Genomic DNA, 22,119 nt, shown 5'->3' with positions numbered 1-22,119 from the left:
TCCGTGGGTGGTGCGCACATGAGCTCAGAGCCGCTGCGGCCCATGATGCTCCGGGACCGCGCCTCCGCGGCCCTCGGCATGGTGGTCGAGAAGGACGAGCCGGGCGAGGCGGTCGTCGCCATGACGGTCCGCGAGGACATGACGAACGGCTTCGCCATCACGCACGGCGGCCTGGTGTTCGCGCTTGCCGACACCGCCTTCGCCATCGCCTGCAACGAGGACGAGCGGGTGACCGTCGCCGCCGGCGCCGACATCACCTTCCTCAAGTCCACCCGGGCCGGTCAGACCCTCACCGCGCGCGCCGTGCGCCGCACCGTGGTCGGCCGCAACGGCGTCTACGACGTCACCGTGACCGACGAGACCGGCGACGTCGTCGCGGAGTTCCGCGGCCGCTCGCTCACCACCAACCGGTCGGCCGTCGAGCACGGCAACGCCGCCGAATGACCCCGTAAGGACACCATGTCGACGACGACACCGGCCCCCGCCGCCCCCGACCTGACCGAGATCGACCCCGTGGCGATCGGCCGCGACGAGCTCCGCGACCTCCAGTTGAAGCGGCTGCAGTGGACGGTGCGGCACGCCTACGAGAACGTCCCGCTCTACCGCGCGAAGTTCGACGCCGCCGGTGTCGGCCCCGACGACATCCGCACGCTCGACGACGTCGTGCGCCTCCCGTTCACGACGAAGGAGGACCTGCGCTCGACGTACCCGTTCGGGATGTTCGCGGTGCCGATGGACGAGGTGCGCCGCATCCACGCCTCGTCCGGGACGACCGGGCGGCCGACCGTGGTCGGGTACACGCAGGGCGACCTCGAGCGCTGGGCCGGCCTGGTCGCGCGCTCGCTCCAGGCCGCGGGGGTCGCTGCCGGCTGGAGGGTCCACAACGCCTACGGCTACGGGCTGTTCACCGGCGGCCTCGGCGCGCACGCCGGCATCGAGCGGCTCGGCGCGACGGTCATCCCGATGTCCGGCGGCCAGACCGCGCGGCAGGTGCAGCTCATCCACGACTTCGAGCCGGACGCCATCATGTGCACGCCGAGCTACCTGCTGACCATCGCGGACGCCATCGAGGCCGCCGGGCTCGACCCGCGCGGTACGTCGCTGAAGGTCGCGATCCTCGGCGCGGAGCCCTGGACGAACGAGCTCCGCCGCGAGATCGAGCACCGCCTCGGCCTCGACGCGGTCGACATCTACGGGCTCAGCGAGGTGATGGGGCCGGGCGTCGCGAGCGAGTCGGTGGTCACGAAGGACGGCCCGCACGTCTGGGAGGACCACTTCCTGCCGGAGGTCATCGACCACGAGACCGGCCTGCCCGTGGCCGACGGGACGACCGGCGAGCTGGTCTTCACGTCGCTGACCAAGGAGGCGTTCCCGGTCATCCGCTACCGCACGCGAGACCTCACCCGGCTGCTGCCCGGCAGCGCATACCCGGCGCTCCGCCGCATCGAGAAGATCACCGGCCGCGACGACGACATGATCATCCTGCGCGGCGTCAACCTGTTCCCGACGCAGATCGAGGAGCTGGTGCTCGGCATCGAGACGCTGACGCCGCACTTCGTCCTCGAACTGCGCAAGGACGGCCGGATGGACGCGCTCACCGTGCGCATCGAGCGTCATCCCGAGCTCGACCGCGAGGTCTGCGAGGCCGCTGCGCAGGTGCTCCGGCAGAAGATCAAGGTGCACATCGGCACGACCGTCGACGTGGTGCTCGCCGAGCCGGGCGAGCTGCCGCGCAGCGAGGGCAAGTACAAGCGGGTGTACGACTACCGCTGACCCTGCCGACGTCGGACGGCGGCGGCTCCACGGCCGGGGCTGGTCTCCGCTTCAGTTCGCGCGGTCGGCCGGCAGGAACACGCCGAGCGCGCGGGCGACGCGCCGCAGTGTCTGCTTGAGCTGGTCGAGCTCCGCGTCGTCCAGCCCGAAGTCGACCGCGGCCTCCGCGTCGAGGGTCTCGCGCTGGACCGTGTGGAGGAGCTCGGCGCCGGCCGGCGTGAGGGAGACGTCGAGCCGCCTCCCGTGCACGGTGCTCTGCGTGCGGCTGACCAGCCCGCGCTCCAGGAGGCGTGCGATCGCCGCAGACATCGACTGCGCGGTGACGCCGGAGCGGTCGGCGAGCTGCGCGCCGGTCAGGGTGCCGGGGTGCTCGACGTCGAGCTGGGCGAGCGCGGAGAGCTGGGCGGGGGTGAGCCCGTACGTGCGCAGGCGTTGGTCGAGCCGCTGCGCGAGCGCGCCGTCGATGCGGCGGACGAGATAGGTCAGCCGGTCGCCGAAGTCGCGCGGGCCGTGGAGGTTCTGCTCGGGCATGGCTTACACTGTATCAGTCAACTTATATAAGTTGGCTGATACAGACAGGAGCTCGCCATGACTTTCGCATCCGTCCGCTTCCCCACCGACGACGTCCCCGGCCTCGTCGCGTTCTACGAACAGGCCCTCGGCATCCCCGCGCAGTGGGCGAACGACCAGTTCGCCGAACTCGTGACCTCCCGGGGCACGATCGCGATCAGCGCCACCGCGTTGACGGACCGCTTCGCCGCCGCGTCCGTGACCCCGCGCTCGAACAGCGGGCTGATGCTGGAATTCCTGGTCGACGACGTCGACGCCCAGCGCGACCGCATCGCGGAACTGGCGGGCGGCCTCGTCATGGAGCCGACCACCCTGCCCTGGGGCAACCGCTCCATGCTGTTCCGCGACCCGGACGGGACGGTGATCAACTTCTTCACCCCGGTGACGCCGGAGGCGGTGGCGCGCTTCGGAGAACGGTAGGGCGCCACCGCCCTCGCCCCTAGCGCGCCACGAGCAACGAGTGGGAGACGTTGCCGCTCGCGCCCGCGGTCCACGACGTGCGAGCGCCGGACGAGATGAGCCACGCGCCGCTGTCGCGGGGCCAGATCACGTCCGCCTTGCGGTCGCCGTTCAGGTCGGCGAGCTGCAACTCGGCGGCGGGGACGTCCGCCAGCACACCCTTGTCCCACGAGGATGCGGCGCCGTACGAGACCCACCAGCGTCCGTCCGTCGAGCTCGGCCACAGGACGTCGGTCGTGCCGTCGCCGTCCACGTCGCCGAACTTCAGCTGCGCCACGGGCACATCGGCCTTCACGGTCCTGCGCCACGGGCTCGCCCCGCCGTCGGAGATCAGCCACGAGCCATCCGGGTGCGCGTAGAAGATGTCGGCCTTGCCGTCGCCGTTGAAGTCGCCGATGCGGATGTCCTTGTTGGGCACTCCGGCCACGGGCAGCCGCTTCCATGCGGAGGTGCCGCCGGAGGAGACCCACCATTCGGCCTTGTCCGGGTGGGCCCAGAACACGTCCGCCTTGCCGTCGCCGTCGAAGTCGCCGAGCTGGAGGTCCTCGCCGCGTGCGCCCCCACCGTCGGCGAGGGTGGTCCACGACGAGGTCCCGGAGTAGGAGACCCGCCAGCGGCCCGCATCGTCCGGCCAGAACACATCGGCGACCCCGTCGCCGTTGAAGTCGGCGAACTGCATCCGATCGAGCGGGATGTTGCCCGTGGCCAGCGAACGCCACCCGCTGGTCCCGCCGGCCGAGATCTGCCAGCTGCCGTTCGGGTGCGCGAAGAAGACGTCGGCCGCGCCGTCGCCGGTGAAATCGGTGCTGTTGGCCGTGCGGGGAATCGGGCAGCCGTCGTAGATCGCGTAACCGGCGTCGGACGGGCACGCATCGGACGAGTCGGGTATCCCGTCCTTATCGGAGTCCGCGGGAGGCGCAGGTGGTGTGCTCGTCACGTTCAGGCCGTGGGAGTGGCCTCGGTAGTCGGCGTGCTGATGGTTGCAGGTATCGTCGAAGGTCACGAAGTACGGCGAGTCGAGATTGACCGAACTGCAGAATTTCTGTCCCATATGGGCGCCGGCGTTCACCTGCGGCACGATCGCCTTCATGACGGCGCGCAGCCGGAACGTCGCCGTGTCGTTGCCGTTGACCTTCCCGTCTCCGGTCCGGTCGATGTCCATGGCTGTCGTGGACATGTAGCCGTCGCTGTCCCAGGTCTTCACGCAGTGCGGCGAGTCCGACGGGCAGAAGTTCGAGCCGTCGTGCGCGCAGGCGCGGTTCAGGTCGGTCACCCGCACGCTGCCCGTGTGCTTGATGACAGCGATCAGGGTCTGCAGGGCCCGCTTGTCCACGCGGCACTCCTCTCTGAGCGTGCCGGTGGCCAACGGCTGGATCTCATCGCGGATGATCGAGCCGGTGGTGATCGTCGCCTCTGTCAGCCTTCCGGCGGCGTGGTACTCCATCAGGGCGCTCGCCGCGGCCTGCGGCGTTGCGGGGAGGTCGCGCGTCGCGCACGCGATGTCGCAGTCCGCCGACGCCGCGACGGGCACGGCGAAGAACCCGCAGATCATCAGGATCGCGACTCCGAACGCTCCGAGGAGCTTGGCGGCGAGGATTCGTGGATTGCGCACACGAGGGCGGCCTTTTGTAACATTCACTGGTGAAGAATATCAATAAAGCATCACCGATGATTACCATCCTGGTGGCCGCGAGCTGCCTCCTGCTCGCCGGCTGCGGGCCGGACGCGACGTCTCCTCAGAGCGACCGCACGACGACACCGGGCTCCACCCGGCACCCCGAGCGCGGGAAGTCAGCGTCTCCGACGGAGCCCCGCGCGGACACGGCTCCCGACGCCGAGGGCAGCGTCTACGGAGGCGAACCGGTCGCGCAGATTCGAACGGCCTGCGCGCTCTTCGCGGCCACGTTCGGGCAGAAAGCGGCCGAGAGGTTTCCGAACGAGCGGAAGGCCGCCGAGCTCGCGCAGGCGGCCGCGCGGGAGGACGGTCAGTGGGAGACGATCGCCGAGTACATGACGCGCATCCTGGACGTCGGCGAGCGCATCAATCTGCCGGGCGGCGCACCGGTGAGTGTGGAGGAGTCCAACGCCGCGAATCAGGCGGTCGCCGACCTGCGCGACCTGTGCCTCGCGGCCGGGGCGGAATTCGCCCTGCCGGCCGATTAGGAGCGGAGCCCTACAACCCCTCCGCCACCGCCGCCGCCGCGTGCAGCCACGCCCGCCGTGTCCGCGGCGCGAGCGTGTCGAACGCCAGTCGCCCGCCGTGCATCTCCGGGTCGAACGGGATGGTGACCGCGCGGCGGGCCAGCGGCTCGAAGCCCTTGGCGACACGGGTCACGTTCGACTCCGGCCCGGTGCGCTCCGACTGCGACACGATCACGACCGCGTCGCGCGCCAGCCGGGCCGACTGGGCGTCGCGCTGCATGAGGGCCTCCAGCAGCAGGGCGCCGGCCTCCGCATGCTCGCCGAGCGCCGTCGTCGCGATGACGAGCTGGTCGGTGTGGTCGATCATCCGGAGCCAGCGCTCGGCGGACTCGTCGTTTCCGCTGTCGATGATCACCAGGCGGTAGAACTTCGTGGCCACCTGGTGGAGGCGGTCGAAGTCGGCGCTGGAGATGCGCTGCTGGGTCGCCAGCATCGTCGGGTTCGAGCGCAGCACGTCGTACTTGTCCGCGTTCTGGTGGTGCACGAAGTGGCCGATGTCGGCGCTGCGGGCGCCGGCCGAGAGGAGTTGATCGGCGGCGGGGAGCAACGACTGCAGGGTGGCGTCATGGTCGTCCTGCTCGGTGCGCCAGCCGAGCGTGCCTCGCGTCTCGTTGTTGTCCCAGGCGAGCACGCCGGAGCCGCCGTTGCGGGCGAACACGGCCGACAGCAGGGCGGTGGTCGGTGTCTTGTTGGCGCCGCCCTTCCCGTTCACGATCGCGATGGTGCGCGGGCCGGCCCAGTGCCGGCTCACGGACTCCAGCTCCTCGCGCTCCTTCAGCTCCGCCGACGACGGCGACATGGGGATGCCCGCGCGGGAGAGCGCACCGCGGACGCCGGAGCGCGCAAGGTCGGGGCGCGGCTTCTCGACGTGGAGGAACGACCTCCGCTCGGGCGCGCGCGGCACCAGCTCGACGGGCTCGGGAGGGGTGACGGGGGACGGGTTCACCGGCCGGGACGGGGCCTCGGTCTGGGCGGACGGCAGCGGGACGGGCGCCGTCGACGTCGGCGAGCCGAGCAGGTCGTTGAAGGGCGCCGTCGCCGGCTCCGGGTCCCGCGCGGCGGCGCCGAGAAGGTCGTTGAACGCCGTCGGCTCGGGATGCCGTGCGGCCTCCCGCACATCGGCGAACGGCACGGGCTCGGCCATGCTCTCGGCGGCCAGCTCCTCCTCGTCGCCGATGGAGCCGTCCGGGTGCACGACCAGCAGCCAGTCGCCCTCCTCGTCGGAGACCGTGAGCTGCACCGGGTGCCCGGCGCGCGCGGCGATCTGACCGACCCGGCCGAGGACGACCTCGCGCAACTGCTCGGTGGTCGGCTCGGAGAACCACTCCGGCGATCCGTCGACCAGCAGTTCGCCGGTCGCGTCCGGGTCGAGGCGCACGCTGAGGTGCGGTGACAGGGGCAGGTTGAGGGCCACGGGACTCCTTCCGCGGTCCGCGCGCAGGAGAACGCAGACCGAAGGTGGACAGTAGACCGGTCGAGCCACCACGTCCACCGGCGTCCAGCGGACTATCAGGAGCCGAGGGGCACGTAAACGCCCCTAAAACCGAGTTTTAGGGGCGTCTACGTGCCCTTCGATCAGTGGATCGCGACCGGGTCCGCCTCTGCCGGTGCGGGGGCGGCTTCCGCCACCGCCGGCCGCCGCCGCCGGTACAGCAGCGCCGACAGCACGGCGCCGAAGGCGAAGAAGCCCGCGCTCCACCAGTACGCGGTCGAGTAGCTGTGCACCGCCGCCTCCTGGAGGACGTGCGGCGTCGGCGGCAGGTGCGCCGACAGGTAGTCGGTCAGCGCGGTCGCGGCGAGCGTGTTGAGCAGGGCGGTGCCGATCGAGCCGCCGACCTGCTGGCTCGTGTTCACCAGGGCCGAGGCGACGCCGGCGAAGTGGCGGTCGACGCCGAGGGTGGCCGTCTGGATGGCCGGCGGCATGATCGAACCCATGCCGACGCCCATCACCATGAGGGCGGGGAGGATCTCGGTGCCGTAGTTCGCGGTCACGCCGAGGCGGGTGAGCAGCAGCATCCCGGAGCCCGCGATCACCATTCCGATCGGCACCATGACCTTCGGGCCGAACTTCGGCAGGAACAGGTTGGTCGAGAACTGTGCGGCGATGACCAGCATGACGATCATCGGCAGGAAGGCGAGGCCGGTCTGGATGGGCGTGAACTTCAGGGTCGTCTCGAGGTAGTAGGTGACGAACAGGAAGATGCCGAACATCCCGGATCCCGCGATGAGGATCGAGCTGTAGGAGGCGCCGCGGTTGCGGTCGAGCACGATCGGCAGCGGCAGCAGCGGGTGGGTCGCGCGGCGCTGCCACAGCACGAAGGCGATCAGCAGCACGCCGGACGCTGCAAGGAAGCCCCAGGTCAGCGGCGAGTCCCAGCCGTCGCTCTCCGCGTTCGAGAAGCCGTAGACCAGTGAGAACAGTGCACCGGAGACGAGGATGGTGCCGGGGATGTCGAGCTTCGGCCGCGGGCCGGAGCGGTGGCCTGCCGTGACGAACACCGTAGCCAGGATGATCGCAGCGATCGCGATGAAGACGTTGATGTAGAGGTTCCAACGCCAGTTGAACTGCTGGGTCAGCACGCCGCCGAGCAGGAGGCCGACGGCGCCCCCGCACCCGCGATCGCACCGAAGATTCCGAACGCACGGGCGCGCTCCTTCGGGACCGTGAAGGTCGTGGTCAGAACCGCGAGGGCGGTCGGAGCGAGCAGTGCGCCGAACGCTCCCTGCAGCGCGCGGGCGCCGACCAGCATCCCGAAGGTGCCGGCCGCGCCGCCCAGGGCGGAGGCGCCGGCGAAGCCGATCAGGCCGATGATGAAGGCGCGTTTGCGGCCGATCAGGTCCGAGATGCGGCCGCCGAGGAGCAGGAGGCTGCCGAAGGCGAGCGAGTAGGCGGTGACGATCCACTGCCGGTCGGCGTTGGAGAAGCCGAGGTCCTGCTGGGCGGCCGGGAGGGCGATGTTCACGACGGTCGAGTCGAGCACGACCATGAGCTGGGCCATCGCCACGGTGACGAGCGTCCACCAGCGCCGCGAGTGCGGAACGCCGCCGTCCGGCGCCCCGGGCGCGACCGAGGGAGAGGGGGAAGTCTGGGTCATGCGGGACAGCATATACGAAACTCAGCAGTTTCGGATCTCCCGAGTTCTAAAATTAACCTTAGAATGGTCCACAAGACATCACCAGACGAACCAGGGGGAAGGCCGCAATGACGCAGCTCGACGCCAGCGACTCCGCGCCCAAGCTCGGCCGGAAACGCGACCACACCCGCGACGCCGACATCCTCGACGCCGCGCTGGAGGTCCTCGCCGAGACCGGCTACGACCGCATGACGATGGACATGGTCGCCGCGCGCGCCAAGGCGGGCAAGGCGACGGTCTACCGGCGCTGGGCCTCCAAGGGCGAGCTCGTGGTCGAGGCGATCGCGTGCATGAAGAAGAACGCGATCGACTTCGACCACCTGCCCGACACGGGCACGCTGCGCGGCGACCTCGTGGCGATGGTCAAGCCGCACACCATCGAGGACGGCGAGCGCAAGCTCCAGATCATGGCAGGGCTCACCTCGATGCTCGCCCGCGACCCCGATCTGGTGGACGCCGTGACGGCTGCGATCGTGGAGCCGCGTGCCTCCCTCAACCGGCTGTTCATGCAGCGCGCGATCGAGCGTGGCGAGATCTCCGCCGACACGGACGTGGAGACGCTGTCCATGATCATGCCGTCGATGACGGCCTACCGGGTGCTCATCCTGCAGCAGCCCGTCGACCGCGCGTACCTGCTGTCGCTCATCGACGGCGTGCTGCTCCCGGCCGTGGGGATCCGGCCGGGAGCCTGAGCCGCGTCAGCGCCGGTCGAACCGGGCGCCCTCGGGCTTCGACGGGAGCAGGTAGAAGACCAGCAGGATGATCCAGCCGACGAACGGGATGAACCCGAGGAAGAAGAGCGGGCCGGGGAGGTTGGCGTCGTGAAGGCGTCGCCAGATCAGCGCGATGCTCGGGACCAAGATGGCAAGCCCCCAGAGGGAGTAGACGACCACAAGCACCCAGCCAATGGGGCCGAGGCCGCGGCCTCCGTTGCCGATGGTTCCGAGTGTGCCCAACAGGATCCCGTAGGCGGCCCCGATAATGATGGCGAACAGGTACCACCACCAGAACTCGCTGCGGCTGGCCCGGCCGGTGAAGTCGGCGTATTTCTTGAAGAAGCGACGGATGGCCTCCCCGAACGAGGCGCCGTACAGCGGCTGATCGAGTGGAGCGGCGGCGGGACTCTGCGGTGTGGTCATGGTTGGTCCTTTCGAGCAAGGTCGTGACGAGCATCGAGATGGAGCGGCGCCAGTCAATCGCGTCCGCGGCGCCTGGCAGGCGAATGGATTACGGCGTGTTGCGCCGCTGGCGCGTGAGGATCAGGTGCGCCACCATCGCCGTCCAGCCCGTCTGGTGCGACGCCCCCAGCCCCTGGCCGGTGTCGCCGTCGAAGTACTCGTAGAAGAGGACGTTGTCCTTCCAGCGCGGGTCCGCCGACAGCAGCGGGTACCGCGCATCGGACGGCCTCCGTCCGTCCGGTCCGGGGAGGAACAGCGCGATCAGCCGCCGGGAGAGGTCGTCGGCCGCCTCGCCCGGGGTGAGCGAGTTGCCGGAGCCCAGCGGGTCCTCGATGCGGACCCCCGTCTCGCCGTGCGACTGGTAGTGCTCCAGGGCCGCGACCAGCAGCGCGTTGAGCGGGAACCAGACCGGGCCGCGCCAGTTCGAGTTGCCGCCGAACAGCCCGGTCGTGGACTCGGCCGGCTCGTAGTCCACCGAGGCCTCCACGCCGTCGACCTCCACCGTGAAGGGGTGCTCGCGATGGTAGGCGGAGACGCCGCGGACGCCGTGGTCGCTGAGCAGCCCCTCCGGGTTGAAGACCTGCTTCAGGATGCGGGTCAGGCGCTCGGGCGACACCAGCGCGAGCAGGTAGACCTGCTCCGTCCCGATCACCCGCCGGTGGAAGGCCGCCCCCAGCTCGGGATGCTTCACCAGGTAGTGGTTGAGGATGCGGCGGAACTCGGGCAGCGTCCGCACGCCCGGCTCGTCGTACGCGAGCGACGCGACGACCGGCACGAGCCCGACGAGCGAGCGCACCTTGAGCGGGACGTCCCGGCCGTCGGCCAGGTGCAGCACGTCGTAGAAGTAGGCGTCCTCGTCGTCCCACATGCCGGAGTTGTTGGCCGAGCCGGCGATGCGGAGGAACTGCTCGCCGAACTTCACGGCGACGTCCTCGTACACGTCGTCCTCGCGGGCGAGCCGCAGCGCGATCTCCAGCAGGTCGAGCGCGTAGCTCGCCATCCAGCCGGTGGAGTCGGCCTGCTCGATGGTCCCGACCTCCGGCGGCAGCGTCGACCGGTTCAGCGGCGCGATGTTGTCGAGGCCCATGAAGCCGCCCTCGAACAGGTCGTCCTCGTCGGCGTCCTTGCTGTTCGTCCACCAGGTGTAGTTGATCAGTAGCTTGTGGAGGATGCGGGCGAGGAAGCCGAAGTCCCGGCCGCCGTCGATGAGGAACACCTGGATCGCCGCCCAGGCGTGCGTGGGCGGGTTCACGTCGGAGAAGTTCCACTCGTAGGCCGGGAGCTGCCCGTTCGGGTGCATGTACCACTCCCGCAGCAGCAGCACGAGCTGCGCCTTCGCGAACGCGGGGTCGATGTGCGCCATCGTCACGCAGTGGAAGGCGAGGTCCCAGGCCGCGAACCAGGGGTACTCCCACGGGTCGGGCATCAGGATGACGTCGTCCGCGTCGAAGTGCCGCCACTGCCCGTTGCGCACGGCGGCACGGCCGGGCGGCGGCGGGGGACCGGCGGGGTCGCCGTCGAGCCACTTGTCGACGTTGAAGTGGAAGTACTGCTTCGACCAGAGCAGGCCGGCGAACGCCTGGCGCAGCACGCGCGCCTCGTCGGGGTCGGCTGGGGCGTTGTCCAGGCCGGCGTAGAAGGCGTCGGCCTCGGCCTTGCGCGCGGACACGACGCGGTCGAAGTCGGGGCCGAGGTCCCGGACGGGGATGGCGGAGGGGTCGCCCGCCCCGCCCGTCAGCCGCAGCCGGAGCACCTGCGTCCCGCCCGGCCCGAGCGTCACCGTGTAGTGGAGGGCGGCCTTCGTCCCGACCTGCTGCGGGTTCACGGTCGCGGCGCTGTGGACGACGTGGCCCTCGATCCCGTCCTTCGGATACGCAGGCGAGTCGGACGTGCCGAACAGCCGCTCCGTGTTGGTCTCGTTGTCGCAGAACAGCGCCTCCGGGTCGCCCTCCCCGCTGAACGCCAGCGGCCCGCCCGGCCCCGACCCGAGCACGCGCCCGCCCTCGAACCGCAGCGACGGCTTCTCGACGTCGTAGCCCCACGACCAGGTGTTGCGGTACCAGAGCGTCGGCAGCACCTGCAGCGTCGCGGCCTCCGGCCCGGCGTTCTCGATCGTGACGCGCATCAGGAGGTCGTGCGGCCCCTCCTTCGCGTAGTCGACGGTGACCACCCAGTAGCGGCCGTCGTCGAAGATCCCGGTGTCCACGAGCTCGTACTCCGGCTCCAGCTTGCCGCGGCGCGCGTTGGTCTCGATCAGGTCCTCGTACGGGTACGCGGCCTGCGGGTAGTGGTAGCGCCAGGTGTTCCAGGAGTGCGTCGGGGTGCCGTCGAGGTACCACCAGTACTCCTTGACGTCCTCGCCGTGGTTGCCCTGCGGGCCGCTGAGGCCGAACATCCGCTCCTTGAGGATGGCGTCCTCGCCGTTCCACAGCGACAGGCCGAGACACCAGTTCTGTTTCAGGTCGGAGAAGGCGGCCATGCCGTCCTCGTTCCAGCGGTAGGCGCGGCTGCGGGCGTGGTCGTGCGGGAAGAAGTCCCAGGCCTCGCCGTCGGCGCTGTAGTCCTCGCGGACCGTGCCCCAGGCGCGTTCGGCGACGTACGGTCCCCAGTCGCGCCAGGCGGCCGTCCCGTCGTCCGCCTGGAGGATGCGCTCGCGCTCGGCGCCGGGCTCGGCCGGGTTCACCTGGGTCATGGGGCCATTCTCGACGCTCGGCGCCGCGCCGGTCCAGCGGGCATCCGGCGCCCTCCGCTCACCGCGCCAGCGTCTCGTGCGGGTACTCGCCGTACTCGGCGCGGTACGCGGCGGCGAACCGGGGCACGTGCGTGAAGCCCCAGCGGTGGGCGATGCCGGAGACGGTGTCCCTGTGCACCAGGTCGGCCGCCAGGAGGTCGGCGCGCGCAGCGCTCAGCCGCAGCGAGCGGAGGTACTGGGTGGGGGACACCCCGACGATGCGGCGGAACGCGTCCTGGAGCCCGCGCGGCGAGAGCCGCGACGCCGCTGCGATGTCGACCAGCCCGATCGGCTCGGAGATGTGCTCCTCCATGTAGGCGATGGCCCGGCGGATCGACGCAGGCGGCGCGACCCCGCCGTCGTGCGCCGGCGGGAGGTCGAGCGTGTCGTTCGGGAAGTCGGAGAGCAGCGCTGCGGCGACCGTCCGGAACAGAGCGTCGCGGAGGAGGACGTTGTCGAACACATCCGGTTCGCTGCCCGGTCCGCGCATGTGCGTCGCGACGCTCCGCCAGTGCCGCTCCCGGGCGGCGTCGAGGGCGCGCTGCCGGTGAAGCGGACGTGCAGCCCCGGACGGCCGAAGTACTCCTGAGCGAGCGCATCGACGGCGTGGATGTCGACCCGCACCGATTGCGCCCGCGCCTCGTGCTCCCAGCTCGACTCGATCGGCGCCAAGGGGAACAGGAACGGCCGGTCGGTGTCGAGCTGTTCGCGGCCGACCTCCAGGTGCATCCCGGGGGTGGCCTCGCAGACGTTGAACTCGGTCATCGGGTCCGCGACACCGCGGGCGGTGCAGACCAGGTGAAGCCGGTCGAGCGAGAGCCGCTCGTCCCCGAGATGGCTCACGGCGAACGAGAAGGCGTCGTCGTCGCTGTCACGGGCGAAGTCGAAGCCGGGCTGGAGGCCGCGGATGACCGCGAGGGCCACATCGGGCTCCCGTGACGCCATCGACATGCGTGTGACCGGCACGACGTGAACGGTAGCCGCGCCTGCGGACCAGCGGTAGGGGGTGCGTTCTACTCCCGCCGCGGCTCCGGCGCGGTGCCGAGCGCGTCGACCGCCTGCTGGGTCAGCGCGATCGACTCCTCCTGGTAGCGCGCGAGGAACGCGAGCTGCTCGGTGGTCAGCGACTCGTGCAGCCGCCGGAAGGCCTCCCCGATCGACTGGTACACGTCGGGGCCGGACTGGAGGGCGGCGAAGTCCGCGCTGATCAGCACCCGGCGCCGGTCGGCGGCGTCGGCTTCGCGGCGGGCGAGCCCGCGCTTGATCAGGCGGTCCGCGATCCCGGTGACCGCCCCGGAGGTCAGGTTGAGCGCCGCGCCGAGCTGCCCGGCGGTCTGCGGCCCGTTGCGCATCAGCACGTCGAGGGCCTTCATGTCGCTGACCCCGAGGCCGTAGCTCGCGGCCGCGCGCTGCTGGAACAGGCCGGTGAGGCTCGCGGACTGCGCGCCGAGGTCGGTCAGGCGGGCGATCAGCTCGTCACGCGCTGCGGAGTCCGGGTCGGTCGAATCCACTCTTGCAATCCTCTCAGTCACTCATTATCTTAGTCACTAAGACAAACTCAGTGCCAGGCCGCGAGGCCGGCGAACCAGGAAGGAAGGGCATCCGATGTCCCGCACCGTCAGCACCGCACCATCCACCGATCCGCTCACCTCGCACCTGGTGTCCTCCGAGGATGGCACGCCGATCGAGTACTTCAGCACCGGCACGGGCCCCGGCCTCGTGATCGTCCACGGAACCATGCAGTCGGCGGCCAGCCAGAGCGACCTCGCGGCGGCGCTCGCCGGAACGTTCACCGTGCACCTGGTGAACCGCCGCGGCCGCGGGAGGAGCGGCGCGTATCCCGCGCTCGACTGCTACGACCTCGCGCTCGACGTGGCCGACGTGTCGGCCGTCGTCGCCGCGACGGGCGCCACCACCATCCTGGGCATCAGCTCCGGCGGCATCATCGCCGCCGAGGTCGCGCTCGCGCATCCCGGGCTCGCGGTCGTGCTGTTCGAGCCGGCGCTCGTCGTCGACGGCTCCCTCGACCTCGACGCCTTCCTGGCCCGCTTCGAGCCGGAGGCCGCACGCGGCGACGTCCCCGCCTACATGGTCACCGCGCTGCTGGGCACCCAGATGGGGCCGGCATTCCTGCGGTTCTTCCCGCGGCGGATGCTGGAGTCCAGCACCCGGAAGATGCTCGCGAAGGAGGGCGGCGTCCTCCCGGCGGGCGGCGCCACGATGAGCGAGCTCGCGCTGGCGGTGCCGTATGACATGAAGATCGTCGCGCAGCGCGCCGACCGCATCGGCGACTACGCGGCGATCCGCGGTCCGGTGCTGCTCGTGTCGGCGCAGAAGTCGCCGGCGTACCTGCGGCACGCGGTCGACCGGCTGCGGGAGCTGCTTCCCGTGGCGGGAGTCGGCACGATCCCGGGCGCCGGGCACTCGGCGACCCAGAACGCTCAGGAGGGCGGCAAGCCGCAGGTCATGGCTGACATGGTGATTCACCACCTCAGCCACTGAATCCCAGAACCAACCACTGTTGGCCCCACTGAATCCCGTCTGCCTACGATCGAGTTCGATCTCCCCTCGAAAGGAACGACAGTGCAGTTCAGGTACCTCGGCAACTCCGGCTTCAAGATCTCCGAGATCACGTACGGAAACTGGCTGACCCACGGCTCGCAGATCGAGAACGAGACGGCCGCCGCGTGCGTCCGGGCCGCCCTCGACGCCGGGATCACCACCTTCGACACCGCGGATGTCTACGCCAACACCGCGGCGGAGACCGTGCTCGGCGAGACCCTGAAGGGCGAGCGCCGGCAGTCGCTGGAGATCTTCACCAAGGTGTTCGGCCCGACCGGACCGAAGGGGCACAACGACGTCGGGCTGTCGCGCAAGCACATCCTGGAGTCCATCGACGGCTCGCTCACCCGCCTGCAGACCGACTACGTCGACCTGTACCAAGCGCACCGCTTCGACTTCTTCACGCCGCTGGAGGAGACGATGCAGGGCTTCGCCGACATCGTGCGGCAGGGCAAGGCGCTCTACATCGGTGTGAGCGAGTGGACGGCCGACCAGCTCCGCGCGGGCCACGCGCTGGCGAAGGACCTCGGCTTCCAGCTCATCTCGAACCAGCCCGAGTACTCGGCGCTGTGGCGGGTCATCGAGGCGGAGGTCGTGCCGACCTCCAAGGAGCTCGGCATCTCGCAGATCGTCTGGTCGCCGGTGGCGCAGGGCGTCCTCAGCGGCAAGTACCTGCCGGGCGCGCCTCTGCCCGAGGGCAGCCGTGCGACCGACGAGAAGGGCGGCGCGGGCGCGGTCAAGCGCTGGCTGACCGACGACGTGCTCACCCGCGTGCAGCAGCTCAGCCCGATCGCGCAGGAGCTCGGCCTCACGCCCGCGCAGCTCGCGGTCGCCTGGGTGCTCCAGAACGACAACGTCGCCACCGCGATCATCGGCGCCTCCCGTCCCGAGCAGGTCGTAGAGAACGTCAAAGCGTCCGGCGTCACCATCCCCGCCGAGTTGCTCGGCCGCATCGACGAGGTCCTCGGCGGCGCCGTCGAGCGCGACGCCTCCCACACGGCGACACGCTCGCCGAAGCACCGCGAGGCGTAGCCTCCCGATTCGTGCCGAATGTCGGCTCTGGAGCGACCAGAGTCGACATTCGGCACGAATGCCCGGGCGCTAGACGCGGCTCGTGACCGAGTCGCCGGCCAGGCGCTGGGAGATCCACACCGGGATGATCGCGAGGATGGTCAGCACAGCCGCCACCACGTTCACCACCGGCGCCTGGTTCGGCCGGAACAGGTTCTGGAAGATCCAGATCGGCAGCGTCTGCACCGCCGGTCCCGCGGTGAACGTCGTCACGACGATCTCGTCGAAGCTGAGCGCGAACGCCAGCAGCACGCCGGCCGCGAGCGCCCCGCGCACCTGCGGCAGCGTCACCCACAGGAACGTCTGCCAGCCGCGCGCGCCGAGGTCGCCGGAGGCCTCCTCCAGGGAGGTCCCCATCCGCCGCAGCCGCGCCTGCACGTTGTTGTAGACGATGACGATGCAGAACGTGGCGTGGCCGATGATGACCGTCGCCATCCCGAGCGTCACGCCCACCGGGCCGAGCACCGTCGTGAAGGTCGACGCCAGCGCGATACCGGTCACGATGCCCGGGAGGGTGATCGGCAGCACCACCAGGAAGTTGATGCTCTGCCGGCCGAAGAACCGGAAGCGCTGCACGGCGAACGCCGCCATCGTCCCGAGCACCAGCGCGATCGCCGAGGCGCAGAGCCCGGCGATCACCGAGGTCGCCAGCGCGTCCGCCGCGCCACGGGACTGGAACGCGTCCACCCACCACTGCAGCGTGAAGCCGGGAGGCGGGAACGAGAACGTCCGCGAGCTGTTGAACGAGTTCAGCACGATCAGCAGCAGCGGCACGTAGAGGATCACCAGGCCGACCAGCATGCAGAGGCCGACGAAGATCCGTGCGGGGGTCGAGAGCAGCTTCACACGTTCTCCAATGCGCCGGTGCGGCGGACCGCGAGCAGGTAGAGCACCACCGCGACGAGCGGGATCACCGACAGCGCCGCCGCCAGCGGCTGGTTGTTCGCCGTCACGAGCTGCCCGTAGATCAGGTTCGCGAGCAGCTGGGTCTTGCCGCCGACGATCCCCACCGCGATGTAGTCGCCGAAGCTCAGCGCGAAGGTGAAGATCGACCCCGCCACGATCGCCGGGAACACCAGCGGGAAGGCGACCGTCCTGATCGTGCGCCAGGTCGACGCGCCCAGGTCGTAGCTGGCCTCGAACAGCGAGTCCGGCACGCGGTCGAAGCCGGCGTACACCGGGATGATCATGTACGGCAGCCACAGGTACGCCAGCGTCATGATCGTCGCGGGCAGGCCGAAGCCGGGCGTGTAGCCGCCCGTCGCGACCGCGATCGGGCCGCCCGGCTCGACCAGGATGCGCCAGGCGTACGCCTTCACCAGGTAGCTGGCCCAGAGCGGCGTCGTCACTGCGACGAGGTAGAGCGCGCGCCGGCTCGGCCGGGCCACCTTCGCGATGTACAGCGCCATCGGGAAGGCCACCACCGCGTCGATGAGCGTCACCCCCAGCGCCACGAGCAGCGTCCGCAGCGCAACCGTCCCGTACAACGGGTCGGTGAACAGCGTCGCGTAGTTCTCGAGCGTGAAGGTGGGGACGACCGCGCCCGTGAACCCGTTCACCGTCCAGAAGGAGGAGACCAGGAGGACGGCGATCGAGCCCAGGTAGATGACGACGAGCCAGAGGAGGGGCGGCCCGAGCAGGAAGCCCAGGCGCGCCTTCATCCCCGGACTCCCGTCATCCCTTGATCTCCTGCCACTTGGTCACCCACTCGCTGTAGGCGGTGCAGTCGCTGCCGCTGCCGTCGACGCACTTGGTCTGCGGCGTGGTCCAGTAGTGGATCTTCGAGGCGTAGCCGGCGTCGAGCGCGTGGTACTGGTCGCAGAACGTCGGGTCCTGGGTCTTCTCGCACGCCTTCGTCTGGGCGGGGGCCTCACCGAACCACTCCGCGACCTGCGCGTTGACCGTCGGGGAGGTGATCCAGTTCATCCACTGGTACATGCAGTTCGGGTGCTTCGCCTTGGACGAGATCATCCAGGTGTCCGACCAGCCGGTGGAGCCCTCGCTCGGGACGGTCGTGCCGACCTGCACCTTGCCGTCGCTCTGGATGAGGTTCGCGATGACCTGCCAGGAGGTCCCGACCACGCTGCTGCCCGACTCGAACGACTGCACCGACTTGGTGTAGTCCGACCAGTACTCGCCGATGGAGGTCTTCTGCTTCTTCAGCAGCGAGACCGCGGCGTCGAGCTGCTTCTCGGTGAGCGAGTACGGGTCCTTGATGCCGAGCGACGGGTCGTGGGCCTTCAGGTACAGCGCGGCGTCGGCGATGTAGATCGGCGAGTCGTAGGCGGTGACCTTGCCCGCGTACTTGGAGGCGTCGTCGAAGACGGCCGACCAGGAGTCGGGCGCCGGGGTCACGGCGGCCTTGTTGTACATCAGGACGTTCGCGCCCCAGCCGTGCGGGATGCCGTACATCTGCCCGTCGACGGAGTTCCACGCCTTGTTCTTCAGGAAGCTGGAGATGGTCGTGTAGTTCGGCACCAGCTTGGTGTTCACCGGCGCGACCTGGCCGCCGTAGACCAGGCGGAGCGTCGCGTCGCCGGAGGCCGAGACGCCGTCGTAGTCGCCGGTGCGCATGAGCTGCACCATCTCGTCGGAGGTGCCGGCCACCTTGGCGTTGACCTGGCAGCCGGTGTTCTGCTCGAACGGGGTCACCCAGTTGACCTTGGGATCGTTCGAGCCGTCCTCGGCGTAGCCCGCCCAGACGATCAGGTTGAGCTGGTTCTCGTTGGCCCCGAGCTTCTTCGCCATCGGGACGTTCGGAACCGAGCCGGCCGAGCCACCGGTGGAGCCGCCACCGGAACAGGCGGCCAGCACCAGGAGGGCCGCGGAGACGGCCGCGGCAGCGGCCGCGGAGCGCGCCACGCGCTTCGTTGCACGGATCATGAGTCCTGCCTCTCTTCTACACCTCTGCTGCGAGGTACATCTGCGTCCTGGAGGTCGTCCTCCGCGTCGCGCGGTGCGTCCTGCGCGTCGCCGCCGAGCCTCCGGAGGTCGTCGTCGTTCCAGGTCACGTGCACGCGCGAGCCGCGGTCGAGCTCGGCGCGGTGCGTGCGGTCGTTGCTCTCCAGCACCGAGATCCGCAAGCCCGCGTCGAGGTCCACCACGCGGCGGATGCTGGTGCCCGCGTAGACCGACTCGACCAGCGTCCCGGCCGCGGACGGCGTGCCGGAGTGGTCGGGTAGCGTGTGCAGCTCCATCTTCTCCGGGCGGATGGAGTACTCGCCGTCGAGGCCCAGGATGCTGCGGGCGCGCTCGCGGTCGAACAGGTTCGAGGTGCCGACGAAGTCCGCGACGAACCGGGAGTTCGGGTGCTCGTAGAGCTCGCGCGGCGTCCCGAGCTGCTCGATCCGGCCGTTGTTGAAGACGGCGATCCGGTCGGAGAGGGTGAGCGCCTCGTCCTGGTCGTGCGTGACGAACACGAACGCGATCCCCAGCTCGTGCTGCAGCTGCTTGAGTTCCACCTGCATCTGCTGGCGCAGCTTGAGGTCGAGGGCGCCGAGCGGCTCGTCCAGCAGCAGCGCCTTGGGCTGGACCACCGTCGCGCGGGCGAGCGCCACGCGCTGTCGCTGGCCGCCGGAGAGCTGCGCGGGCTTGCGGTCGGCGAAGCCCATCAGCTGCACGGAGGCGAGTGCGTCCATCGCCCGCTTGCGCCGCTCCGTCCGGCCCACGCCGCGCACCCGGAGGCCGTAGGCGACGTTGTCCAGCACCGACATGTGCGGGAACAGCGCGTAGTCCTGGAAGACCGTGTTGACGTCCCGCGCGGCCGCGGGCTTGCCGGTCACGTCCTGGCCGAACAGCTCGATCGTGCCGGAGGTCGGCTGCTCGAAGCCGGCGATGCAGCGCAGCACGGTGGTCTTGCCCGAGCCCGACGGCCCGAGCATGGAGAAGAACTCGCCGGCGGCGATCTCCAGGTCGAGGTCGTCGACGGCCGCGACCGTCCCGAATCGTTTGGTCAGTCCGGTCAGCCTGATGGCGGGCTGCTCGCTCACATCCAGTCTCCTTCGACGGTGGGCGTAGTGATCATATGCGATGGGATGTTCACTCGACTACGGAATCCGCAGCAAAGTTTTGTCACGAATGCCGATTCCCGCTGTCTGGGAGGCGACATTCGGTCCGAATCTTCAGTGCGCATCCCCTCGTGCCGCGGCTACCCTGGCGGCATGGTGGGGCGTGACGCACCGGCCGGAGCGATCGCCGCGGTGGACGCGGCCAACTTCGCGCTGGAGGGCGGCCAACCCAATGTGGTGACGCTGGCGGGCGTGCTGGAGCCCGGCGGATTCGTCGATGCTCGCGGTGTGCCGGACGTCGGGCGGCTGCGCACGGTGCTCGCGGACCGTGTCCGGTCGGCGCCTGCGCTGTGCCGGCGGCCGGTGGCCTCCGGCGCGGCGTGGCACTGGGAGCTGTCGCAGCCGGAGCTCGACCGGCACGTGCGGCTCTGGCGACCGGGAGCGGACGGCGCGGCGGGCGCGGGCGTGCTCGCCTTCGAGCAGGTCTGCGCGCGGACCCTGATGACCGGCCTCCCTCTCGACCGGCCGCTGTGGGAGCTGCTGCTGGTGCCCGGCGTGGACGGGAGGCGGTGCGGCGTCCTGTTCCGCCTCCACCATGCGCTCGCCGACGGTCTGGAGGCGGAGGCGCTGATCGCGGCGCTCTGCGACGACGGGGCCGCCGGCGCGGGCTTGGGCGGACCGGCCGCGACGGTCCCCCTCCCGCCGACGGAACGGCTGTCGGCGCTCCGGCGGCTCCGCGAGGTCGCCGCGCAGACCACCGCCGTGTTCCGCCGCACGGTGCGTTCGCGCGTACTCCTCGGCCCGCTCGGCGCGACGCGCGATGTCGCCTTCCTGGACGTCGGCCTCGCTGAGCTGCACGACGGCGCGAGCCGGGCCGGCGGCACGATCGGGGACGCCTTCCTCGCCGCGGTCGGGCAGGGGCTGCGCGCCGTCCTCGTCACGGCGGGCGAGGAACTGCCCGCGACGCTGCCGGTCTCGTCGCCGGTGCGCCTCCCGCGCCTGCCGGGGGAGGGGAACGCGACCGGGGTCATGCTCGTCCAGGTGCCCGTGGCCGACGCCGACGCGCGCGCGGCAGTGGCCCGCGTGGGGGCGCAGTCCCGGTCGGAGAAGGCGCGGGCCAGGGCCGCCGGGACGTTCGAATGGATGTCGGGGCCGCGCTCGGCCGCGCTCCTGATGCGCGTCGCCCGCACCCAGCGCGCGGTCGCGGCCGTGGCGTCGGAGTTCCCCGGCCCGGTGCGCACGCTGCGCCTCGACGGCGCCGAGCTGGTGAGCGCGTGGCCGCTGGCCCTGCTCTCGGCGAACGTCCGGGTCGGGTTCGTGGCGGCCTCCTACGCCGGACGCTTCCGAGTGAGTGTTCAGACCGATGCCGGCCACCTCCCCGCGGCGCGGTTGGTCGCGGACGCCGTGGCGGAGGCTCTGCACACGATCGCCCGCAGCTGAGCAGACCCGCGTCAGCCGTCGGCGAACGGGAGGCCACCGCGGGCGCCGCCGGGCGCACACTCGTCTCATGACGGATTCGGACGCGCTGGACGCCTACTCGGCGGCGGTGGTGCGCGTCGCGCGCGTCGTCGGCCCGGCCGTCGCCGCGGTCACCGCGCGGACCTTCCGCGGCGTCGGCCTCGGCAGCGCCACCGTCATCTCCGCCGAGGGCCACCTCCTGACCAGCGCGCACGTCGTGGAGGGAGCGGGCAGCGTGGACCTCGCCTTCGAGGACGGCACCCGCGTGCGGGCGCGCGTCATCGGCCGCGACCCCCTCTCCGACCTCGCGATGCTGCGGGCGGACGCGCCCGTCCCCGCGCCGGTCGAGCTCGGCGACGCCGCGCGCCTCCAGGTGGGTCAGCTCGTCGTCGCCGTCGGCAACCCGCTGGGCCTCGCCGGAAGCGTGACGGCCGGCATCGTCTCGGCGCTCGGCAGGTCGCTGCCGACCCGGTCGGGCCGCGTGGTGGACGAGGTGATCCAGACCGACGCCGCGCTCAACCCGGGCAACAGCGGGGGAGCGCTCGCGGACAGCAACGCCCGCATGATCGGCGTGAACACCGCCGTCGCCGGAACCGGCCTGGGCCTCGCCGTCCCGATCAACGCCACGAGCCGCCAGATCATGGACACCCTGATGCGCGAGGGCCGCGTCCGCCGCGGCTGGCTCGGGATCGCGGGCGCGGAGATCACGCTCAACCCGGAGATCGCCCGCAAGGCCGGAGCACGGACGGGCATCCAGGTGATGTCGGTGGTCACGGACAGCCCGGCCGACCTGGCGGGCATCCGTCCGGGCGACGTGCTCATCTCGCTCGACCGGATGCGCATCCACGCCGTCGCGGACCTTCAGCGGCTGATGATCGCGAGCACGATCGGGCGCCGGCTGGAGCTCACCGTCTGGCGCAACGGCGCCCTCGTCGACGCCATCGTGGAGCCCACCGAACTCACCGACGCCTGAA

The 22,119-nt window shown here is 70.6% G+C and carries 21 protein-coding genes and 1 pseudogene; 10 read left to right on the top strand and 12 right to left on the bottom strand.

Annotated elements, in window-relative coordinates; all coding sequences use genetic code 11:
• Window positions 1-18: 18 nt before the first annotated feature.
• Both paaI and paaK read left to right on the top strand, forming a co-directional pair.
• The gene (gene paaI / locus ACQ86L_RS08680; RefSeq protein WP_434318520.1) at window positions 19-444 is read left to right on the top strand and encodes a hydroxyphenylacetyl-CoA thioesterase PaaI; all 426 of its coding nucleotides are present in this window, start codon (window positions 19-21) and stop codon (window positions 442-444) included.
• Window positions 445-459: 15 nt separating this feature from the next.
• On the top strand, window positions 460-1,773 hold the full coding sequence (paaK, locus tag ACQ86L_RS08675; RefSeq protein WP_434318519.1) for a phenylacetate--CoA ligase PaaK: 1,314 nt from the start codon (window positions 460-462) through the stop codon (window positions 1,771-1,773).
• Between the two features lie 51 nt (window positions 1,774-1,824).
• Here paaK and ACQ86L_RS08670 read toward each other — a convergent pair whose 3' ends face one another.
• Window positions 1,825-2,304 carry a MarR family winged helix-turn-helix transcriptional regulator gene (locus ACQ86L_RS08670; RefSeq protein WP_434318518.1) on the bottom strand — a complete coding sequence of 160 codons (480 nt, stop codon included), beginning with the start codon at window positions 2,302-2,304 and terminating at the stop codon, window positions 1,825-1,827.
• A 57-nt stretch (window positions 2,305-2,361) separates the two neighbouring features.
• Between ACQ86L_RS08670 and ACQ86L_RS08665 the strand changes: the two genes are divergently transcribed.
• Complete coding sequence (locus ACQ86L_RS08665) at window positions 2,362-2,763, top strand: VOC family protein (protein ID WP_434318517.1); 402 nt, start codon at window positions 2,362-2,364, stop codon at window positions 2,761-2,763.
• Between the two features lie 19 nt (window positions 2,764-2,782).
• On the opposite strand, the gene ACQ86L_RS08660 is transcribed toward ACQ86L_RS08665, so the two are convergent.
• Window positions 2,783-4,414 carry an FG-GAP repeat domain-containing protein gene (locus ACQ86L_RS08660; protein WP_434318516.1) on the bottom strand — a complete coding sequence of 544 codons (1,632 nt, stop codon included), beginning with the start codon at window positions 4,412-4,414 and terminating at the stop codon, window positions 2,783-2,785.
• A gap of 56 nt (window positions 4,415-4,470) precedes the next feature.
• Here ACQ86L_RS08660 and ACQ86L_RS08655 point away from each other — a divergent pair, with 56 nt between their 5' ends.
• Window positions 4,471-4,965, top strand: coding sequence for a hypothetical protein (locus ACQ86L_RS08655; RefSeq protein ID WP_434318515.1), 495 nt, complete (start codon window positions 4,471-4,473; stop codon window positions 4,963-4,965).
• 10 nt (window positions 4,966-4,975) lie between these two features.
• On the opposite strand, the gene ACQ86L_RS08650 is transcribed toward ACQ86L_RS08655, so the two are convergent.
• Window positions 4,976-6,418 carry an AAA family ATPase gene (locus ACQ86L_RS08650; protein ID WP_434318514.1) on the bottom strand — a complete coding sequence of 481 codons (1,443 nt, stop codon included), beginning with the start codon at window positions 6,416-6,418 and terminating at the stop codon, window positions 4,976-4,978.
• Window positions 6,419-6,579: 161 nt separating this feature from the next.
• Window positions 6,580-7,991 (bottom strand): annotated as a pseudogene (locus ACQ86L_RS08645) (MFS transporter).
• Window positions 7,992-8,206: 215 nt separating this feature from the next.
• On the opposite strand from ACQ86L_RS08645, the gene ACQ86L_RS08640 reads away from it, so the two are divergent.
• Complete coding sequence (locus tag ACQ86L_RS08640) at window positions 8,207-8,830, top strand: TetR/AcrR family transcriptional regulator (protein WP_345833929.1); 624 nt, start codon at window positions 8,207-8,209, stop codon at window positions 8,828-8,830.
• Window positions 8,831-8,836: 6 nt separating this feature from the next.
• Here the strand turns inward: ACQ86L_RS08640 and ACQ86L_RS08635 are convergent, their stop codons facing one another.
• From ACQ86L_RS08635 to ACQ86L_RS08625, 3 genes are all read right to left on the bottom strand, one after another.
• Complete coding sequence (locus ACQ86L_RS08635) at window positions 8,837-9,277, bottom strand: DUF805 domain-containing protein (protein ID WP_434318513.1); 441 nt, start codon at window positions 9,275-9,277, stop codon at window positions 8,837-8,839.
• 88 nt (window positions 9,278-9,365) lie between these two features.
• The gene (locus tag ACQ86L_RS08630; RefSeq protein WP_434318512.1) at window positions 9,366-12,008 is read right to left on the bottom strand and encodes an MGH1-like glycoside hydrolase domain-containing protein; all 2,643 of its coding nucleotides are present in this window, start codon (window positions 12,006-12,008) and stop codon (window positions 9,366-9,368) included.
• Window positions 12,009-12,066: 58 nt separating this feature from the next.
• On the bottom strand, window positions 12,067-12,510 hold the full coding sequence (locus ACQ86L_RS08625; RefSeq protein ID WP_434318511.1) for a helix-turn-helix domain-containing protein: 444 nt from the start codon (window positions 12,508-12,510) through the stop codon (window positions 12,067-12,069).
• A gap of 143 nt (window positions 12,511-12,653) precedes the next feature.
• On the opposite strand from ACQ86L_RS08625, the gene ACQ86L_RS08620 reads away from it, so the two are divergent.
• The gene (locus ACQ86L_RS08620; protein ID WP_434318510.1) at window positions 12,654-12,986 is read left to right on the top strand and encodes a hypothetical protein; all 333 of its coding nucleotides are present in this window, start codon (window positions 12,654-12,656) and stop codon (window positions 12,984-12,986) included.
• A gap of 74 nt (window positions 12,987-13,060) precedes the next feature.
• On the opposite strand, the gene ACQ86L_RS08615 is transcribed toward ACQ86L_RS08620, so the two are convergent.
• Window positions 13,061-13,558 carry a MarR family winged helix-turn-helix transcriptional regulator gene (locus ACQ86L_RS08615; protein WP_434318509.1) on the bottom strand — a complete coding sequence of 166 codons (498 nt, stop codon included), beginning with the start codon at window positions 13,556-13,558 and terminating at the stop codon, window positions 13,061-13,063.
• Between the two features lie 94 nt (window positions 13,559-13,652).
• On the opposite strand from ACQ86L_RS08615, the gene ACQ86L_RS08610 reads away from it, so the two are divergent.
• Window positions 13,653-14,549 (top strand): alpha/beta fold hydrolase, encoded by an 897-nt coding sequence (locus ACQ86L_RS08610; RefSeq protein ID WP_434318508.1) that lies wholly within the window; start codon window positions 13,653-13,655, stop codon window positions 14,547-14,549.
• A gap of 81 nt (window positions 14,550-14,630) precedes the next feature.
• Entirely contained in the window at window positions 14,631-15,641 is a 1,011-nt protein-coding gene (locus ACQ86L_RS08605) for an aldo/keto reductase family protein (protein ID WP_434318507.1), read from the top strand.
• A 69-nt stretch (window positions 15,642-15,710) separates the two neighbouring features.
• Here ACQ86L_RS08605 and ACQ86L_RS08600 read toward each other — a convergent pair whose 3' ends face one another.
• Genes ACQ86L_RS08600 through ACQ86L_RS08585 form a run of 4 tightly spaced genes read right to left on the bottom strand, consistent with a single transcriptional unit; the run spans window position 15,711 to window position 19,669 of the window.
• The gene (locus tag ACQ86L_RS08600) at window positions 15,711-16,526 is read right to left on the bottom strand and encodes an ABC transporter permease (protein WP_345833937.1); all 816 of its coding nucleotides are present in this window, start codon (window positions 16,524-16,526) and stop codon (window positions 15,711-15,713) included.
• Window positions 16,523-17,341, bottom strand: a complete 819-nt coding sequence (locus tag ACQ86L_RS08595; protein ID WP_345833938.1) for an ABC transporter permease — start codon at window positions 17,339-17,341, stop codon at window positions 16,523-16,525. The genes ACQ86L_RS08600 and ACQ86L_RS08595 overlap by 4 nt, the downstream gene beginning before the upstream one ends.
• 13 nt (window positions 17,342-17,354) lie before the next feature.
• Complete coding sequence (locus ACQ86L_RS08590) at window positions 17,355-18,563, bottom strand: ABC transporter substrate-binding protein (protein ID WP_345833939.1); 1,209 nt, start codon at window positions 18,561-18,563, stop codon at window positions 17,355-17,357.
• Window positions 18,560-19,669, bottom strand: a complete 1,110-nt coding sequence (locus tag ACQ86L_RS08585; protein ID WP_434318506.1) for an ABC transporter ATP-binding protein — start codon at window positions 19,667-19,669, stop codon at window positions 18,560-18,562. The genes ACQ86L_RS08590 and ACQ86L_RS08585 overlap by 4 nt, the downstream gene beginning before the upstream one ends.
• A gap of 171 nt (window positions 19,670-19,840) precedes the next feature.
• Here ACQ86L_RS08585 and ACQ86L_RS08580 point away from each other — a divergent pair, with 171 nt between their 5' ends.
• Window positions 19,841-21,127 (top strand): wax ester/triacylglycerol synthase domain-containing protein, encoded by a 1,287-nt coding sequence (locus tag ACQ86L_RS08580; protein ID WP_434318505.1) that lies wholly within the window; start codon window positions 19,841-19,843, stop codon window positions 21,125-21,127.
• Between the two features lie 67 nt (window positions 21,128-21,194).
• Window positions 21,195-22,118 carry a S1C family serine protease gene (locus ACQ86L_RS08575; protein WP_434318504.1) on the top strand — a complete coding sequence of 308 codons (924 nt, stop codon included), beginning with the start codon at window positions 21,195-21,197 and terminating at the stop codon, window positions 22,116-22,118.
• The last annotated feature ends 1 nt before the right edge of the window (window position 22,119 follow it).

Origin of the sequence: Leifsonia sp. P73 (genome assembly GCF_051059105.1) — a bacterium.
Taxonomy (GTDB): domain Bacteria; phylum Actinomycetota; class Actinomycetes; order Actinomycetales; family Microbacteriaceae; genus Leifsonia.
Note: the sequence above shows the minus strand (reverse complement) of the source record. Positions and strands in the feature narration are given on the sequence as shown.

What these genes read in the sequence shown, in the direction of transcription:
- ACQ86L_RS08595 (WP_345833938.1), bottom strand. Translation starts at nt 17,341, where the DNA reads ATGAAGGCGCGCCTGGGCTTCCTGCTCGGGCCGCCCCTCCTCTGGCTC.
- ACQ86L_RS08665 (WP_434318517.1), top strand. Translation starts at nt 2,362, where the DNA reads ATGACTTTCGCATCCGTCCGCTTCCCCACCGACGACGTCCCCGGCCTC.
- ACQ86L_RS08580 (WP_434318505.1), top strand. Translation starts at nt 19,841, where the DNA reads ATGGTGGGGCGTGACGCACCGGCCGGAGCGATCGCCGCGGTGGACGCG.
- paaI (WP_434318520.1), top strand. Translation starts at nt 19, where the DNA reads ATGAGCTCAGAGCCGCTGCGGCCCATGATGCTCCGGGACCGCGCCTCC.
- ACQ86L_RS08640 (WP_345833929.1), top strand. Translation starts at nt 8,207, where the DNA reads ATGACGCAGCTCGACGCCAGCGACTCCGCGCCCAAGCTCGGCCGGAAA.
- ACQ86L_RS08590 (WP_345833939.1), bottom strand. Translation starts at nt 18,563, where the DNA reads ATGATCCGTGCAACGAAGCGCGTGGCGCGCTCCGCGGCCGCTGCCGCG.
- ACQ86L_RS08655 (WP_434318515.1), top strand. Translation starts at nt 4,471, where the DNA reads ATGATTACCATCCTGGTGGCCGCGAGCTGCCTCCTGCTCGCCGGCTGC.
- ACQ86L_RS08670 (WP_434318518.1), bottom strand. Translation starts at nt 2,304, where the DNA reads ATGCCCGAGCAGAACCTCCACGGCCCGCGCGACTTCGGCGACCGGCTG.
- ACQ86L_RS08575 (WP_434318504.1), top strand. Translation starts at nt 21,195, where the DNA reads ATGACGGATTCGGACGCGCTGGACGCCTACTCGGCGGCGGTGGTGCGC.
- ACQ86L_RS08630 (WP_434318512.1), bottom strand. Translation starts at nt 12,008, where the DNA reads ATGACCCAGGTGAACCCGGCCGAGCCCGGCGCCGAGCGCGAGCGCATC.
- ACQ86L_RS08610 (WP_434318508.1), top strand. Translation starts at nt 13,653, where the DNA reads ATGTCCCGCACCGTCAGCACCGCACCATCCACCGATCCGCTCACCTCG.
- ACQ86L_RS08635 (WP_434318513.1), bottom strand. Translation starts at nt 9,277, where the DNA reads ATGACCACACCGCAGAGTCCCGCCGCCGCTCCACTCGATCAGCCGCTG.
- paaK (WP_434318519.1), top strand. Translation starts at nt 460, where the DNA reads ATGTCGACGACGACACCGGCCCCCGCCGCCCCCGACCTGACCGAGATC.